The organism is Leptospira gomenensis (assembly GCF_004770155.1).
Lineage (GTDB): Bacteria > Spirochaetota > Leptospiria > Leptospirales > Leptospiraceae > Leptospira > Leptospira gomenensis.
The window spans coordinates 127,599-145,485 of sequence record NZ_RQFA01000073.1; the positions used below are offsets into that span (position 1 = coordinate 127,599).

The 17,887-nt window shown below is 47.0% G+C and carries 9 protein-coding genes; 8 read left to right on the forward strand and 1 reads right to left on the reverse strand.

All coding sequences use genetic code 11. The features are described 5' to 3' along the window. Positions 1–348 precede the first annotated feature (348 nt). The 6 genes from EHQ17_RS16885 to EHQ17_RS16910 all read left to right on the forward strand — a co-directional run bounded on the left by EHQ17_RS16885 (position 349) and on the right by EHQ17_RS16910 (position 10,979). Positions 349–2,073 carry a methyl-accepting chemotaxis protein gene (locus EHQ17_RS16885; protein WP_135590323.1) on the forward strand — a complete coding sequence of 575 codons (1,725 nt, stop codon included), beginning with the start codon at positions 349–351 and terminating at the stop codon, positions 2,071–2,073. A 142-nt stretch (positions 2,074–2,215) separates the two neighbouring features. Further along, positions 2,216–3,100 carry a polysaccharide lyase family protein gene (locus EHQ17_RS16890; protein WP_167881082.1) on the forward strand — a complete coding sequence of 295 codons (885 nt, stop codon included), beginning with the start codon at positions 2,216–2,218 and terminating at the stop codon, positions 3,098–3,100. A 214-nt stretch (positions 3,101–3,314) separates the two neighbouring features. Continuing rightward, the gene (locus tag EHQ17_RS16895; protein ID WP_135590325.1) at positions 3,315–3,896 is read left to right on the forward strand and encodes a peroxiredoxin; all 582 of its coding nucleotides are present in this window, start codon (positions 3,315–3,317) and stop codon (positions 3,894–3,896) included. A gap of 470 nt (positions 3,897–4,366) precedes the next feature. Further along, positions 4,367–5,782: a Fe-S cluster assembly protein SufB gene (gene sufB / locus EHQ17_RS16900; protein ID WP_135590326.1), complete on the forward strand. Its 1,416-nt coding sequence runs from the start codon at positions 4,367–4,369 to the stop codon at positions 5,780–5,782. A gap of 205 nt (positions 5,783–5,987) precedes the next feature. Further along, positions 5,988–9,959 (forward strand): PAS domain S-box protein, encoded by a 3,972-nt coding sequence (locus tag EHQ17_RS16905; protein WP_135590327.1) that lies wholly within the window; start codon positions 5,988–5,990, stop codon positions 9,957–9,959. Positions 9,960–10,130: 171 nt separating this feature from the next. Next, positions 10,131–10,979, forward strand: coding sequence for a tetratricopeptide repeat protein (locus EHQ17_RS16910; RefSeq protein ID WP_135590328.1), 849 nt, complete (start codon positions 10,131–10,133; stop codon positions 10,977–10,979). On the opposite strand, the gene EHQ17_RS16915 is transcribed toward EHQ17_RS16910, so the two are convergent. After that, positions 10,976–12,607: a DUF2079 domain-containing protein gene (locus EHQ17_RS16915; protein ID WP_425460722.1), complete on the reverse strand. Its 1,632-nt coding sequence runs from the start codon at positions 12,605–12,607 to the stop codon at positions 10,976–10,978. The two genes, EHQ17_RS16910 and EHQ17_RS16915, sit on opposite strands and share 4 nt — an antisense overlap. A 305-nt stretch (positions 12,608–12,912) precedes the next feature. On the opposite strand from EHQ17_RS16915, the gene EHQ17_RS16920 reads away from it, so the two are divergent. Both EHQ17_RS16920 and EHQ17_RS16925 read left to right on the forward strand, forming a co-directional pair. Then, positions 12,913–14,016 (forward strand): TMEM43 family protein, encoded by a 1,104-nt coding sequence (locus EHQ17_RS16920; RefSeq protein ID WP_135590329.1) that lies wholly within the window; start codon positions 12,913–12,915, stop codon positions 14,014–14,016. A 326-nt stretch (positions 14,017–14,342) separates the two neighbouring features. Then, positions 14,343–17,864: a hypothetical protein gene (locus tag EHQ17_RS16925; protein ID WP_135590330.1), complete on the forward strand. Its 3,522-nt coding sequence runs from the start codon at positions 14,343–14,345 to the stop codon at positions 17,862–17,864. Positions 17,865–17,887 lie beyond the last annotated feature (23 nt).

The window sequence follows — 17,887 nt, forward strand, 5'->3', positions numbered from 1 at the left end:
GAAAACAAATTCTAAGATGAGCGCTTCTTCACATTGTTTCCTCGGAAAGACTTTGTTTCCGTTCGTGTTCGTTTTCTTTTGGATCGTTCCATATTATAATCGTGATTCGTTTTTTATAGAATTTATCGTTTCTTAATTCCGGTTTTCCTTTAGAATCTATGTCATCGACGGAGGTTCATATCGGAATTCGAAACGAACCTCGATTCCGAACTTGATGCCTTTCGAATGAAAACGAGACAGAATTTGTTTATCATTCGAAAGCGTTCCGACTTGCTGAAAGGTTCATCATTTTGTTAAAAGACTTGACTGATTGCGAAAAAAAGTTACCGTTGAGTGCTTCAAAAATATATGAAACGTATCTACAGAATCATACAAAGGTTGGGAATTCGTAAGAAGCTGATGTTGCTTTTCGGTTCGGTGATCGTTCCGATCACCCTCTTGACCGCCTTGGCGTTGTCCAACGTCAAGGCTCGGATCAACGACATCGAGTCCATTTACCAGGATCGAGTTATTCCTTTAAAACAGCTGAAAAAAATCTCGGATCTTTATGCGATCTTTATCGTGGACTGCGTGCATAAAGTGAGAAGCGGTCAATTCACTCCAGAAGAAGGCGTTCAAAACTTGGATACGGCGACGCAGGGAATCGAGGCCGAGTGGAAGTCCTATTCCTCCACACGTCTCGTATCCGAAGAGGCGGAGATCATTCGACAATTGAATCCTCTCTTTCAGGCTTCCAACGAGGCCGTACAGGAGGCGAGGGATCTGATGCTTCGAAAAGATTACGAAGGGCTCGGAATTTTCGCGGAACGGAAATTGTATCCCCGGATCGATCCGGTGACTTCTAAGATCGAGGAGTTGATCCAGCTTCAATTGAAAATTACGGATTCGATTTATCTTCGTGCCGAAAAGGAATACAAAGCCGGCTGGTTCGTTTTTATTCTTCTTTCCGGGATCACGCTTACTTATATACTTTTCATTTCCATAATTTATTCGATCCGATTGGTGCGCGGTTTGAATTCGGTACGGGATTCCATCGTAAACGCGGACTTTTCGCATCCCATTTCGGTGGAAGAGGACGATCAGAAAAAGGACGAACTTTATCTTCTTCTGATTTCGTTCCGGAATTTCCAATCCAAACTCAAGACGATGCTCGAAACCATCCTGAATTTTTCCGAACATATCGTCGTTTCCTCCGAACAACTTTCCAAATCGGCGGATCACCTTTCTTCTAACGCACAATCGGAGTCGGCATCCATCGAGGAAATTTCCGCTTCGGTCGAGGAGATTTCCTCAGGGATGGAATACGTTAACCGAAACGCCGAATCGCAGTATTCCCTGATCTCGTCCTTCAGCGGAGAAATGCGCGAATTGGAAGGAATGATCAACACAGTCAGCGAAGCGGTTCAGATTTCACTCGAAAAAATTTCGGAGATGTATCGTAAGACCGATACCGGCAAAAAAACGATGGGAGATCTTTCCGAAAGTATGGGTAAGATCGAGGGAAGTTCCGTCGAAATGCAATCCATCACGGCGATCATCAAGGAAATTTCGGAAAAGGTTAACTTGTTGGCGCTCAACGCGGCGATCGAAGCGGCTAGGGCGGGCGAACATGGAAGAGGTTTTGCGGTCGTAGCGAGCGAGATTACGAGACTCGCGGAACAGACGGATTCGAGCGCCAAAACGATCGAGGAGTTGATCAAAACCAGCAACGCGGAAATCGAAACGGGCCGGGGAATCGTGGAAAATTCCGTTCGGGTCTACGCGGAAATTTTGGGTGGTTTGGAGCAGTTGAAGGATTCTTCCAATCAAATCGTGGCGACTATGGGCTTACAACAGGAGAAAAAAGAAACGATCCGTTCCGGCGTGGATCAAGTGGATTCCAAATCCGCGGAAATCAGGAACTCGGTTCAGGAACAGAAAATTGCGATCACCGAAACCGGTAGTGCGGTTTCCAATATTTCGGTCACGGTGCAGAATAGCGCGGCGAATTCGGAAGAAATCGCGGGAAGTGCGGTAAACCTTTTGCAGATCGCGAAAAATCTTCAAGAGACGGTCAGCTTTTTGAAGAGATGATTTTTGTTAAACGACATTATCGTTTCGAGATATAGTTTCTCGTTTTCGAGTTTGTCGTTACTTGAGTCTCGATTCGTTTCTCGTTTTTCCAAAAGAATACGGTTTATTCAAAAACGATCCCGCTCGGTTTGTTGGAATGGTTATGGGCTTTTGTTGGAAAAAAATTTCACTCCGAATCCTCCGACGGTTTGCGACGGCTTTTTTTTTGTCGGTTTCGTTTGCGGTTGTTAACTGCAAAACCGAAGATTCCCGGAGATTTACGGAAGATCTTTTGTTGTTCGGAGCCGCTTTCAATTCCGCTCAGTGTTCTCCTTCCGCCGACTCGGTTAGAACGGGACCCAAACGGAGCTTTGTTACTTCCTTCGAGTCCGTTTCCGATTTTTCGGACTTTTATATCGTTCCGCAGAATTACCACGGAAGTTGTTCCCACGATCTTTCTTCCGAACAGGTTCGGTCGGGGGCGAAGTCTCATAAAGGCTGGGTTTATTCTTCCTACGTTTCCGAAAATCCGTTTGTGAACAACAACCATCGCGGTTATCCGACCATTCAACTGGACAAGACTTCCGGCGGAAGATTTGTTACTCCCGTGCTGATTACGATGAACGTCTGGCTGGATATGAATCTTCGCGAAATGTCCCCCGAAAACGAGTGGTTCAGTTTTGCGACCATCACGGACGATTCCTCCGACGTTTGGAGCAGTCCGGTTCTTGTGAATTTGAGTTACGAAGGTTTTGTACATCTCATGCACGTTCCGTGGGCGGGCGGAAAACAAACCACGTTCCAAACAAGTACGCTTTTATTTCCAAAATCAGAATGGGTGGAATTGAAGATCTATCTGGATTTTTCCAATCCGGAAGGGGTCGTTCGGGTTTGGCAGAACGGAATCCTCGTTTCGGAAGCGAAGGTTTATTGTAGGAAAAATGCGATCTCCCAATTGCATTTCGGTTTATATGCGCCTCCTACGGTTTCTTCGGGAAGTATCTACAACGACGATTTGCGGATCGAGGAAGTGGACGGAACTCCGTAATACTATGATTTGTGGGAACTCCCCCGCAGAAGTTTCGTTTTCGAAACCGACTTTGCAGAAGCGGAACGTTTTTTTGTCTGAGGCCGGTCTTCCGACCTAATTTTTTAGAATTAAAAAAAAATTAGAATCATTCTAAAAAATATTTGCTTCCGAGGCTTCCGTGGATACCATGGAAGGGTCTAAGTTTCAAAACAATTCAACAAGGAGAAATAAAATGCCTCAGGTTACATCCCTCGCACCGGATTTTAAAGCGGAAGCAGTTCTTGGAAAAGAAATTAAGGAAATTAAACTTTCCGATTACAAAGGAAAGTGGGTGGTACTGTTTTTCTATCCTCTGGACTTTACCTTCGTTTGTCCTACTGAGATCATCGAATACGACAACAAACTTGCCGACTTTAAAAAACTCGGAGCGGAAGTGCTCGGGGTTTCGGTGGATTCCGCGTTCACGCACCTTGCTTGGAAAAACACACCGAAGAAGGAAGGCGGAATCGGGGACGTAAAGTATCCTCTGATCGCGGATTTGACGAAATCCATTTCGAGAGATTACAACGTTCTTACCGATGGCGGGGTGGCTCTGCGCGGAACCTTTATCATCGATCCTGCTGGAGTGATTCGGCAAGCTACGATCAACGATCTTCCCGTGGGACGTAATATCGACGAAGCGATCCGTTTGATCAAAGCGTTTCAATTCGTGGAAAAACACGGAGAAGTATGTCCTGCAAACTGGGACGAAGGAAAGAAAACGATGGTTGCGGATCCGCAAAAATCCAAAGACTATTTCTCCGCCGTGAACTAAATCACCGACTCGATCGATTTTTTTCCTGTCCGCAGACGCAAGTCTGCGGATTCTTGTAAATCGAGTATCCTTGTTCCTTAGGGAATGCCAACGTAGGTTGTGTTTTGATCCGAACTACACACCATTGTTTTGCAGAGAAACGTCTAATTCTACGGAAGTTCCTATGGGTCGGATTGGAAACTTAAGCAACGCTCCCTATGGGTCGGATTGGGAAACTTAAGCAACGCTCCCTATGGGTCGGATTGGGAAACTTAAGCAACGCTCCCTATGGGTCGGATTGGGAAACTTAAGCAACGCTCCCTATGGGTCGGATTGGGAAACTTAAGCAACGCTCCCTATGGGTCGGATTGGGAAACTTAAGCAACGCTCCCTATGGGTCGGATTGGGAAACTTAAGCAACGCTCCCTATGGGTCGCGATTGGGAAACTCAGCAAATCGCTCCCTATGGGTCGCGATTTAGGAGAAAAAAGATGGAACAAGTTATACAAACGGAATCTACCATCGAAGATCGTTATTATCGCGCCGATAATTTTCCGAAAGGACTTACGCGTAAAGTCGTCGAATCCATTTCTCATATCAAAAACGAGCCGGGCTGGCTGACGGAATTCCGACTCAAAGCCTTCGAAATCTACGAACAAAAACCGATGCCTACTTGGGGATTTTTTCCCAACTTCAACGTGGACATCGACTCTTATACTCATTATATCGGTTCCAATCAAACGAAGAAAAAATCCTGGGACGAGGTCGATCCGGAAGTTTTAAAGTCCTTCGAACGACTCGGAATCCCCGAACACGAACGCAAGTATCTCGCGGGAATCGAAGCGATGAACGATTCCGAAACCGTCTATGCAAACGTGAAAAAGGAACTCACGGAACTCGGGATTCTTTTCTGTGATATCGATACGGCCATCCGCGAATTTCCGGACATCGTTCGCAAATATCTCGGAACGGTCGTGAGCGTCGGAGACAATAAATTCTCCGCTCTCAATAGCTGCGTTTTCTCGGGAGGTTCCTTCGCCTACGTTCCCAAAGGAGTTAAAACTCCGATGCCTCTTCAGGCTTACTTCAAAGTAACCGCCGCGTCCTCCGGTCAATACGAAAGAACATTACTGATCGCTGATGAAGGAGCGGAGATCGAATACTCGGAAGGTTGTTCGTCCGTGCAGGACAAAGGCACGAACTTCCACACAGCCGTAGTCGAACTGATCGCCCACAAAAACGCGAAGATCTTTTACACGACCATCCAGAACTGGAAGAAGAACATGTACAACTGGACCGTCAAACGCGGGTTATGTTATGAACGCGGACATATTACCTGGACCGACGTGAATATCGGAGCCAATACGATCAAATATCCGGGAATTGTCCTGCAAGGAGATCATTCCACCGGAGACATTCTTTCCCTCGCGTTCGCGGGAGGAGGGCAGATCCAGGACACGGGCGCCAGGATCATCCACGTAGGCAAAAACACCCGGAGTAATATATTAGCAAAAGGTGTTTCTCTCGACGGTGGAATCAATTCCTACAGAGGGCTTGTCAAGTTTACCGGCGGTTCCGAAAATTCGTACTCTCACGTGAAGTGCGACGGTTTGATGATGGACAATCGTTCCCAATCACACGCGTATCCCTACAACGACGTCTCCGGTCAAAACGGAACCTTAAATTACGAAGCCACCGTTTCCCGTATCGACGAGGATCAATTGTTTTATCTTCAATCCAGGGGGCTTTCCGAAGACGACGCGAAACTTCTGATCATCAACGGATTCTGCGAAGGGGTCACCAAACACCTCAACGTGGAATACTCGGTGGAGATGACAAGACTCATCCGTATGATCCTAGAAGACGGACACGTGATCCAGGAAAACAACACCTCCGTAGTCGTTTGATCCGCCGTAATCGTGTCGGATCATCGACGGTGACTTCCTTCTCCACAGACCATTCCGCCTTGGCGTTCGGTTTCGAAGTTCGTCGGATCGATGTCGTACGATCGAGAGTCGGTTCGCAAAAAGATAATTCCCGTCAAAAGGATCCGTTTCCGTTTGGACCGGAGCGATTTTACACGTCTTTTATTGCAAGTAACCGTTTTTATCCATGACTCCGTTCGATCCGCAGATTCTCGATTCCGAATTCTTTCGAAGGATTTTCGAAACCAGCGGAGAAGGAATCGTCGTCGCGTATCCGGACGGAACTTTGTGGGAAACCAATCCTTCCTTTCGAACCCTCACCGGCTATTCCGTGACGGAATCGGACCGACTCCGTTTTTGGGATTTCCTTCCCGAGATTTGGTCCGAAATCCGCTCCTCCGTCTGGGAAACGGATCCGCTTCCCGAAGTGTTCCGCCGAGAAACGGAAACGGAATGGGTTCGTAAAGACGGCTCCAAAGTTTTTCTTTCCGTTCAGGTGCATCTCGTCCGGAACGATTCCCGAAAACCCGCCGCGTTCTGGGCCTTATTCCGTGACGTTTCCGAACGCAAACGCGCCGATCATATTCAAAAAAAGTTATATGATGAAGTCAAGGAAGGTTGGGAAGCGTTGAGGAGGATTTTTCTTCTCAATCCTTTTCCTATGGCGATCACCGAAATCGAGACCGGAAAACTTCTCGAAGCCAACCGTAAGTTCGCCGAACAGATTGAATACGATCTCGAAAGTCTGATCGGTAAAACGACTCTCGAACTCGGTGTTTGGTTTTCTCCTGAAATTCGGGAGACCGCTGTTTCGATCCTGAAACGGGACGGGTTTGTGGACGGAATCGAAATTCCATTCCGAACGACGAAAGGCAAGGAATTCTGGGGACTTTTTTCCGCGCAGCCCATCGAATACAAGGGGAAAACCGCCCTTCTTACGATTACCGTTCCCATGACCGACCGAATCAAAATGGAACGGGAAAAACAAAGGCTTTTGGACGAGGTAAAAGACAAAGAGGAAATTCTAAATCAGATTTTTAGAATGAACCCTTCCGCGATTACATTATCAAAATCTAATGGAACGTATCTAGACGTGAACGACCTTTTCCTGGAATATCTGGGTAAGACGAGGGAGGAGGTGATCGGCAAAACGCCCTCCGAACTCGGGGTTTATTACGACTCCGAAGACCGGAATCGGATTTTGGAAGCGCTCGGGAACGAAGGTATCGTGCGGAATCTGGAAGTGAAGATGCGAACCGCGGACGGTAAGGTTTCGACGATTCTTTTTTCGGCGAGAATGATCGAGTCCTTCGGCGAAAAAAAAATCCTCGCGATCGGTCACGATATTTCCGAGATCAAGGCTTCCGCTGAAGATACGGCCCGCCTCTCGAAGGAGTTGGAACACAATCAGGATTTATTCCGGAAGGTTTTCCAGTTGATCCCTTCCTCTCTCGTCGTCACCGATTTGGAGACGCGTAAGATCGTGGACGTCAACGAACGTTTCCTCGAACTCATTCAACTCGATCGCGAAGACGTGATCGGCAAAACCACACCCGAGATTCACGTCTGGGACAAGGCGGCCAATTTTAGAAGCCAAGTTTACGAGGCACTCTCCAAAACGGACGAAGTGAAAAACCTGGAATCGGTTTTTATGGCTTCGGACGGAACCACGATTCCCGTTTTGTATTACGCGAGGATCGTGGAATTGAACGGTAGAAAACGAGTGATCTCTCTCGCTACCGATATCACGGAAAAGAAAAAAGGAGAAGAGGAACGAAGACGCCTCGACGAGGAACTTAGACTGAGTAAGGATCTTTTCGAGAAGTTGTTCCAACTTACACCCGCCGCCGTTTCGCTTTCCGATCTGGAAACCGGAATCTATCGTCAAGTCAATCAGTCGTATTGCGATCTGATCGGTTATTCCAGAGAACAAATCATAGGTAAGTCTTCGACGGAATTGGGAATCTGGAAAACCCCTTTCGATCGCGCGAGACTGATAAAGGAATTGGAGGAGAAAGGTTGGACCGGAGGAATCGAAGCCACCATCCGAAGTTCGGACGGTACTTCGAAACACGTTCTCTCCGGAAACAGAGTATTCCCGTTGGAAGGAAGGCTTATGTTACTCGCCCTATTGATCGACGTTACTGATAAAAAAAAGATGGAAGCCGAGCGAGACGAATACTTGGCGCGTATGCGGGAAAGTAAGGATTTGTTCGAGATGATCTTCGAGATGAATCCCGACACGATCACTCTGAGCGATATGGAAAACGGGAAATATCTCAACGTAAACGAACACTTCTCCGAAATGTTACAATATTCTAAAGAAGAAACTATAGGCAAAACCGCGGCCGAGTTGCGAATTTGGAACGACCCGAACGATAAAGAGAAAGTGTTGGATACTTTACAAAAGGAAGGTTTACTCCGCGATCTTGAGGTTCAATTCAGAAAGAAGGACGGATCCCTAGTGGACACGTTATTCTCCGCGCGTTTGGTGAACATAGGAAATTCTCCGGGAGCGATCGCGATCACGAGAGACGTCACTCTTTTGAAAAACGCCTCCCGAGAAAGAGAGGAACAATCCAAACGAATCACGATATACGCGCAAGCGTTGATGGCTATGGCGACCGATTCCGAGTTCGCATCCGGTAACACGGAAGCCGGAGCGCAAAAGATAGTAGTGATGGCTTCGGAAATTCTGGATTGCGACCGGGCTTCGATTTGGATTTTCGATAAGGAGAATCCGGAGTTTTGTCACAGTATCGCGGGATGGGATCGTAGAATTCAAAAACAACTTCCGACCGATACCATCGACCTCGGAAACTATCCGGAATATTTCAACGCGATTCGTAAGGATCGATTCGTGGACGCGACGGAGGTCGCAGAGGATCCGAGGACGAAAAAATTCGCGGAAGATCGAGGCGCCGACGAAGGAGTTCGTTCTTTGTTGGACGCGCCTTTTTTTCTCCGAGGAAAAATCCGCGGATTTTTGCGCGCCGAACATTGTAACGGATCGAAACGATGGAAAGGATACGAAAAACAATTCATCGTCACGGTCGCGGAACAGGTTACCCAACTTCTTTTGAACGCGGAACGCAAAGAAGCCAAAGAGGAATTGGAAAAGGCGGTTGAGGAGCGAACCTCCGAGTTGGCCTCCGCTCTCGCAAATCTTCATAAGACGCAGGACCAGTTGATTCTTTCCGAAAAGATGGCGGCCTTGGGACAATTGGTCGCCGGTATCGCACACGAAATCAACAATCCGTTAGGCGCCATTTCCGCTCTCAGCGGGGAATTGCGGGCTTATATAGATTCCTCCTCGGAACGTCTGGAAAAATTAGGAGAAACGCTGTCGCTCGTGAATGCGGAGTTCGTGAAAAATCTTTCCCGGTTGATCCGCAAAGGGATCACAACGAACGACAACAATCTTTCTCGGCAAAATAGACGTTCCGCGCTTTCGGAGATTAAGAATCGTCTGTCCGCGTTAGGTTATCCGAACGCGCACGATCTCGCGGATCAACTCGTGGACAACGGGCTTTTGTCCGCATTGGACGAATTCGAGGAGTTATTCTCCGATTCGAAACATTATCCTTTGCTAAAGTTCGCTCTCGAAGAGATTCAAACTTATAAGAACATAGTTTTTATCCGACTTGCCGTCGATCGTACCTCTAAGATCGTATACGCTCTGAAAAATTACGCGCATATCGATACCGGTGAATCGGAAGGAAAGATCGAAACCGATCTTGCGGAAAACATCGAAACCGTTTTGACTATCTACCACAATAAAATCAAAGCGGGTGTGGATCTCGATCTGAATTTCGAGTTTCGTCCTTTGATCAAAGCCTACCCGGACGATCTCGTTCAAGTATGGACCAATCTGATTTATAACGCTCTGCAAGCGATGCGTTTTAAGGGGAAAATACGGATATCGACGAACGATTTGGGGGAAGAGGTTCTCGTTTCGATCGAGGATGACGGACCGGGAGTTCCCGAAAAACTAAAGGATAAGATTTTCGATCCGTTTTTTACTACCAAAGGACCGGGAGAAGGAAGCGGTTTAGGTTTGGATATTTCCAGACGGATCGTAAAAAAACACGACGGAAGGATCGAATTGGAATCGGCTCCCGGAAAAACGGTCTTCCGCGTTTACCTTCCAAAGAATTAATTCAACTTTTTGAATATATTTTTATCACGCAGATTCGAACCAACTTTTCCGGCGTATCCTGCATAAATTTCGTGTCCCTTTCGGGGTTCGTGTTAAAGGAAAGCGCGGAAAGTCGATTGGAATTCTTCAATAAAATGTTGAATTCCTATAAAAATTAATTTCCATTGCCTGATGGAAAATAAAATTCTAGGTTGGTTTTTGTTTTTAGGCTTTGCGATTTTTATTTCCGGGTTCTTCGTCTCTAAACCGGCTTCCGAGTCCGATAACTCCGCAAGTCCCTCCTTGATCTCCGGTTTCGTTTCGTTTTTAGGTGAACTCAAAACTTCGATGGAATCGTCTCAATCCTCCTCGGTTTCCACTACGAATCAGGAAGATTCCCGAGAGATTTTCAGCCGAGCCTATCAGGCGTATGAAAAAGGCGATTATCAGGAGGCGATCGAAACTTATTCGCGTTATATAGACGCGGTTTCGAACGATCCGGCCGCACATTACAACCGCGCTTTGGCGTATTACAATTCGAGTCGTTACCAAGAGGCTTTGACGGACTTAGATCGGGCGATCGAGCTGGATCCGAATAACGTAGATTATTATTTTTATAAGGCCTATTCGCTTGAATATTTGGACGATTGTGCGGAGGCCATCGCCGCCTTTCAGAAATATTTGGAACAAAAGGATGGAGACGTTTCCTTTTACGGACACAAGGCTCGCTGCGAAAATCAGGAAAAAAATTTCGAGCAGGGATTGAAAGACGCACTAAAGGCGCAGGCGTTGGATAAGAACGACGCCTATTCCCTTTTCGAAATCGCGTTCGCCCAATACGCTCTGGGGCGGTATTCCGATTCGGCGGATAGTTATACGAAGCTCTTGAAGATTCAACCTAAAAACCAAATAGCGCTCCGCAACCGCGGATTGTCGCTGATAATGACCAAAAAAACGGCCGCCGCGTGTAGGGATTTCAGAAAATCCGCTCAACTCGGATACGAGGAAGCAAAGGAAAGTATAAAAGAATATTGTAATTAACGTATGCTCTTTTCGCAGGACTTGTTCGCTTTATTCTCTGAACAATATAATACGAAATCCTCGGTGTCGGCGACGAGTTTTACCGCTCCCGATTGCAAATCTGGTTTCAGCCGATCGAGTATTTTTTCCGAGGAAACGTAGGGAGAGTTATACTTTCTATCGAAGACGATCCATTTCTTCCAACTTCTATCCTCCCTAATCGGAAACGTTTCGTTGTTTCCTGGAAGGAAGGGCGATACGTGAAATCCGGCCGAAACTTCATCGCCCGAGGGAATCAACCGCAATAGACTTTCCAGTTGCGAAACTTTATCCGGACGGACGGAAAGGCGGATCGGGTACGCGGAGTCCAACGAGTTCCGATACGAAGATAAAACGAACGCGCAAACGATCAAAACGGTCCGTTTGGTTTCTTTGTCGCGTAAAAAAAGGAAAGGTTTTTCCTTTCCAGAAACGAATCGTTCGATCGTTTGTGCACCCGTTTTTACGAACAGTAGTAGAAACGGCACGAGCGGATACACGTAGTAACTGTATAAGTCCCGCACCCAGGGATGAATAGACATTCGAAAAACGGAATATAGCCCTAAAAAAGGAAGAATTACCCAGCTTCCGGTCCAGTTCCAAAAACCCAGTTCTAAGCTGAGGTCACGGATCCCTTTCCAATATCGGGCCCTGTTTTCGGGATTTTGTACGTATTGAAAAACCCCTTGTATCGGCCGTTCGAAGGTAGTTCCCCAGTAATCGCTCCAGTTTCTTTCGGCGGTATTTCCCGCCAAATATCTCAAAGCAGGATGTAACAGAATAAAATAAAATACGCATATAATAAAAATGTAAAACCATTCTCGTTTTCTTTCCCGATCGTAAACGACCGCTCCCAGAGAAAGGGCCGCCATATAAACGGAAAGATCCTCCTTGATTCCCAGATAAATCGCGAGACCGGTAGTCCAAAGTAAAAAACTTCTTTTTCTAATTCCCAAATAAAGGATCAAAACGGCGACGGGGATAAGGATTTCAAAATGTAGGGAATGGGAAAGTCTGTAAAAACTCGACGAACCCGCCCAAAGTAAGGTTCCGGAAAGCGAAAGATCCTCCGACAGTCCGCTGTCACGAAGGAAACAATAAAGGAGAGGAAGTGTAAAAGAGGCGTAAAAAAACGAGGCGACCGCATAACTCGTGTTTGGCGGGAAAACAAGCGAAAACGGCGCCAAAAGTAGAGCCGAAGGAGTCATGTGATGCGATAAAAAATTCGCGTTCTCTCCCGCGCCGTAATATTGAGTTAGGAAAAAATCTCCGGAAAACGAAGCGCGTAACATTCTTTCCTGCGCGGTATAATCCAAGTCTCCGAGCAAAAATGAATTCAACGCGGTCTTCGAATAAAGGATTCCCTCCCCAAAGATAAAACAGGACCAATAAACGAGGAAGAAGTAGGATAGGACTCGTGCGTTTTTTAGAAATTTCCCGGGAAACTTTTTTTCGACCAGTAGTCTGAGCGGGTATCCGACTAACAGAAGAACTACGATCCAGGGAAGTCGTTCGTTTCCGGGAAGAATCAGAAACTGAATCGGAAGAAAAAGTATAAAGAACGGTAGCAGACCTGCGGTCTTCATCCCTGCCAAGATGTGGCGTTTCATCGGGAATTCCTCCTAAAATTTTCGAGGGTTTTGCGATTTTTTTTTACGTGAAATCCGCCGGGATCGCGCAAACAAATCGGAAAATGCGGATTTTTCCGATCTAAGTCCCGTCTCAGACACGAAACGGTGGGCTCCGGGCGGTTTATTTCCGCCGTCGTTCCTGGGAAACGAAAGAATCCGGGCAACGAACGACCGGTTTCCTTTCGGGAATAAGGTAAAAAATTATTTACAACTTCCGCGATTCTCGGAGACTTTCCCGGCTATTTATAAATCGAAGAATTTTTATAACGAGCAAGGAGTAATCGATGGCCTTTGAAAGCCCGGACGGAATGTCCTCAACGGAGAGTGTGGGTTTCCTTTCCCAGATGGGAAATTCATTCAAAAGTATTCTTACGGGAGTTGTTTTACTTCCCGTTTCGTTCATCATTATCTACAACGTGGAGACTTGCGAGCAGGCGAGCGCCGCTTTGAAAAACGCGGTTCCGGCGGGACAAGCAAAAGAAGGACAACCCTCGTATATTACGGGAACCTTAAAAGCGAGCCCTCTGGCGGGAACTTTCGTAAAAAGCGGACCTTACATTTCCTATTCGGTCAGTTCCGAAGTGTATGCCTGGGACGAAGAAGTAAAAACCGAAGGTTCGGGAAGTAATAAAAAAGAAGTAAGAAATTGTATCCTTGAATGGACGTCTTCTCCAAAAAATCCTTCCAACTTTAAACTCTCCGGATGTCGTACAAAAGCCTTTCATAGGAAATCGGTGAACGACCAATCCGAAGCAGCTAACGGCGGTTCGGTGACTGCCGAAGGAAAAACCTATTCGGTGGATTTGGGCGAAGTCGATTTCACTTCCCAGGTCGCCTCTCGGGACGCGAACGAAGACGAGGTTTTGACGAACGGTTTCGTTTATGGAGAAGGTTACCTTTTCAGCTCCAAGGCTTGCGCTGATCAGGAAAAAGAAGGTTGTGAACGGGTGAAGGTTTCCGTTACTCCGATTCCAGAAGGAGAAATGACTTTCATCGGTGACGTCAAAGGCAACAAAGTAGGTAAATTCACTTCTTCCGAGGGAAATAAATTCTTGAGCGCGAGCGTGGGAGGTTTTGCCGAAACGATGGCCGATATAAAATCGGATGACAATACGATGAAATGGATCGGCAGGTTTATCGGTTTTATCGCGATGTTCTCCAGCTTTACTCTGATGGCCGGTCCTCTCACTTCGCTTTTGAGTTTTATTCCGTTTCTCGGAGATTTGGGAGGAGGTTTGATCCGTATCGTTTTGGGAGTTGTCGCTTTCGTGATTACCGCAATTACGATTCTTTTGATCAAATTCTGGTATATCTGGCTTCTTCTACTTTTGGGGGGAATCGGATACGCCATTTATAAAAAGAGATCGGCGACTCCAAGCGGAGCGTAACAACTCGACCAGATATTCTTTTCACTTTTTTTGCAAGGTCGGCCCTTTTTCGAAGGGCGATCTTGCAAAATTTCCAATCTCAAAAATAAGCATTCCGACTTTCGCAAACCGCGGCAGCGCTTCTTTTCTTTAGATAATATAACACTCGTTTTATAATATGAAAACATGCCCATTTTCCTTGTAGCGGCCGATATAAAAATTGAACGCTTGCTATAAAAAAATATTTGCCTATAAATTCGAAATAACGAGAATTTAGCAAATATACAAAGCCTCGTAACGATCGTTACAGGCTCTTCTCCTGGGAAATCGACGAAGGGGATTTAGGGATGATTTTGAAAATAGAAGATCTGCGAAAACGGAAGTTGACCCTTCTCGGTTTGCGAAAACCGGTGAGGAGTGTTTGTACTTTATGGATTTTGCATATTCTTTTTTCGGTTTTTCTCGCTTGTAAACCTTCCTCACCCAAATACGACACGAAGATTTTTTTCGACAACATTGACTCATACGACGGACTTTCTCTTTTTACGATTTTGAACGGTTACCCCGTCCTAAAAAGTTTTTTCACCAGTCTGGATCCTGTGGATTTCAACAAGGCCCTCGGCGACAATCTCGCGAAGGCGACCCGGGAGGACAACCTCGGCACCTTGCGCGCCTCTCAATCCGCTTTGCTGGCCAGTCGAGTTCATATCCAAACGTTGAGCTGGGATTTTGCCGGTTTGATCGATAAGATGGAAAACGTCAATCCCGGTGCTTATAACGCGGTTCAGCCGCTTTTCGAAAAGATACGGACTTATCCGAAACGGGTTGTAAGAAATTTGGTTCCAATTTCGGCTAACGCGCTTCGTCAAGAATATATTTCCAAAACAAATGATCAGGTTACACAATCCATTTTCGATTTCGCCTCCGATTTGAAAAGCGCCGATACGTTGGAACTTCTCACCGAGATCGAAGACGTCGGTTACAAAGCCTTGGTCGCGAACGCGAATGTAAGGTCGGGCGTGGAAAGTATTTTAAACGGTTTTTTCGATCCGGTTCTTATCGCGGATCGCTCTCTTAAGGACGGTTTTATCTCCATTCTCTACGACTCGGGAGAGATGATGTTCAAACGAGCCGGATTCAACGATTTTAAAACGCCGAATACCGCAATGAAAGAACTCGTCTTCAATCTGGATAAATATTTCACCCTGGGCGGCGCGCAACATAACGCCGATTATAGCGACGTTCAACATCCCGCCGAATTGAAGTCCTTTCTGATGGAATCGTTTTTGATCCTTCGAAGTCTTTTGAATTCGGGGACGTTGACTGTCGCGCCGGTTAATCTTCTGGAAAAAACCGCGGAGAATCTTTATCTCCTCGGTTTTGCGGGCTCCCCGAAGAACGTAGGGGCTTCCCTTAAGGAACTCGTTCGGATCGACGTGAACGGAAAGGATCGTGCGTACGACGGTACGAGTCGGTCCATGTCGGCCCTCGAAACGTTATTCGTCGTTTTGACGATCGCGGACAACTACGGTTATACGTGGGATACTGCCAACACTTCCAACGACTGGATCCTCGGCGCCACGGGAGGGGAGTTGACCGTCGGCGACGCGATTCATTCCCTCAAATCCGTTATGGGTTCTCCTGATTCATTCAATTTTAAGAATATTACGAATTTAAGTAAGAACAGCGGTAAGGTCTATCGTTCGAATCCGCAGACGTCTCTGATGGAAACACATGCTTTCGATTTAAACTCGCGAGTGTTGTCGCTTTTGGAGGATAACGCGAGAGGGATCACGGCTCCCGTTTCCGATCCGAACGCCGCGAATTTCGACAGGGTTTACAACAAAACCCTTCCTTGGGCGCTCCACTGGGTCAAACGGGTGACATACGGAGGTTACGGCCCTTATTACAATAAAAATCGTAGGGACGGTGCGGGAAATTTTCTTTCCCCGGACGGGACGATCACCCGCAACAACGATCTTTCCGAAACGTTATTCCAACCGACTTGGCAAACCAGAAAATACGAGATACAACTCAATCTCCCGGCGCCTAATAATACTAAATACGTCGGCCTTCGAGGGAACGTTCAAAACGCAGCTAACGTTCCTAACACGCATTATACGATCACCGAAATTCCCAAAACCGACGAACAACGGGCAGTGGACAGCGACGAGGAAGCGTTCTACAAAAATCTGCAATGGCTTTTGTACGAAAAACGTTTCGTCGCGATTTTGCCGGTCCGCGCAAAACTTTCCGCTACGGTCGCTTTCGAAGAAGCCCTGTTTATCACGGCGATAGGAAACGGTTTGGTGGGAATGCTCAATCTTAAACCGAACTGCAATCCCAATTCCTGCGCACAGGACAACGGTCGATGGTCCATCGACAATTCGAATTACGTGAAGGCTTACGCCGCCGCGGGTGCCGATCTCGCATATCTTTCGAACATTCCCGGAGATTCGGTGATGCTCTTGGAAGGCTGGGGTTTCGGAGCGGACGGCCAACAGGCCTTTCAGGTTACGTTCGTTTATCCCGCGTTATGGTCCTTGATCGTTCCCAGTCCCGATCTGATCTACGGGATGCTGCCGCCGGTGATTTCGCTTAACGTTCCCGTTTTGGAGCGGCTCGGTTTCAGCACGTCCTCCAAAGTAATTCCCGAACAGGTTAACTCCTACTGGGATAAACGAAACACTTTGACTCCTCTTGTCGTCGCTTTGGCGAAGGCGATGGACGATCAGGTTTCCGCTCAACAGACTCCCGCATTCAAAAATCCTTATGTTCTTTTGACGAATTTGGCGGAATTGTTGTCGAGGCCGCTCGTCTTTTTCGGGCCGGACTCGACTGCGACCAGCCCCGCCAACCCGACGCCGCCTAACATTACGCAGGTGAGAACCATAGGTATGGCGGACGGCTTCCGAAATCCGATCGCTTCGACGATAGAATATTATCCTATGACCGCTTCCGGTGCGCAGGAATATAGGACTTTGGTCAGCGTCCTTTCCGAAAACACGCGACGATACCAGGACGGGGTGTTGAATCTGATCGGTAAAACGGAACTTCTGACCGGTTTGGTGAAATTTTTCGGCCGACTCGGAGAGCCGGCGAACGCGAACGTAAAGTCAAAAGTTTTCGGCGGAATAAAACTCGTGTTAGGCGAAGTTAGGATTTCCGCGGAAAATCCGACCGGATCGCAGTTCAATATCGAGGCGAAATTCGCGACGTGGAGGGACGAGGTCGCCAACTACCCGACGTTAAACGGGACGAACATATTCGATCCGCGTTGGAACGGCGTGGACGACGTGGTGGAACTTTTTCGCGATTATCTTTCCAGAAATTCGGGTTGGTCCGTCGTGGCCAGTTTGGATTTTTTATTCGACTTACTTTTGGATCTTTCTCCGAGTCCTTACGAAGTAAAACGACTTCTCGACCTCGTTTCCTCCTTTTTTTACAATCCGGACAATACGAGATCCTATACGATCACGAACATTCTCACCCAAAGCCTTCCACCCGTTTTGGAAGCCATGGCTCCGTACGGTAAGTCGTTGTACGGAACCGGATATTATCTCGCCACATCCGACGGAGGGTTCTTGTCCTATCTTGAGAACCGTATGTGTATGAATCCCGCGTTCAACGTTAAGGATCTTTTTTCCGATACGAAAAATTTTCTGAGATCGGACATCATTCAAAACAGAGGCGAGAACAATCATTCGTTCCTGTTTTCCGCCGGGATTCTGGTCCGACAAATCGCGGACGTGTATCAGTCGGGTAGAAAATTCTCGCCCGTAGGTTTTTACATGTACGACAATTGGAATACGGATCAACCTGCGTCCACGCTTTGGGATGATATGAACTTTTTGTTTTCGGTGCAATGAACTGGAAGGGATAAGGTGAAAGA

Excerpts from the sequence above, each read along its gene's own strand:
- EHQ17_RS16910 (WP_135590328.1), top strand. The coding sequence starts at position 10,131 with ATGGAAAATAAAATTCTAGGTTGGTTTTTGTTTTTAGGCTTTGCGATT.
- EHQ17_RS16915 (WP_425460722.1), bottom strand. The coding sequence starts at position 12,607 with ATGAAACGCCACATCTTGGCAGGGATGAAGACCGCAGGTCTGCTACCG.
- EHQ17_RS16905 (WP_135590327.1), top strand. The coding sequence starts at position 5,988 with ATGACTCCGTTCGATCCGCAGATTCTCGATTCCGAATTCTTTCGAAGG.
- EHQ17_RS16895 (WP_135590325.1), top strand. The coding sequence starts at position 3,315 with ATGCCTCAGGTTACATCCCTCGCACCGGATTTTAAAGCGGAAGCAGTT.
- EHQ17_RS16890 (WP_167881082.1), top strand. The coding sequence starts at position 2,216 with ATGGGCTTTTGTTGGAAAAAAATTTCACTCCGAATCCTCCGACGGTTT.
- sufB (WP_135590326.1), top strand. The coding sequence starts at position 4,367 with ATGGAACAAGTTATACAAACGGAATCTACCATCGAAGATCGTTATTAT.
- EHQ17_RS16885 (WP_135590323.1), top strand. The coding sequence starts at position 349 with ATGAAACGTATCTACAGAATCATACAAAGGTTGGGAATTCGTAAGAAG.
- EHQ17_RS16920 (WP_135590329.1), top strand. The coding sequence starts at position 12,913 with ATGGCCTTTGAAAGCCCGGACGGAATGTCCTCAACGGAGAGTGTGGGT.
- EHQ17_RS16925 (WP_135590330.1), top strand. The coding sequence starts at position 14,343 with ATGATTTTGAAAATAGAAGATCTGCGAAAACGGAAGTTGACCCTTCTC.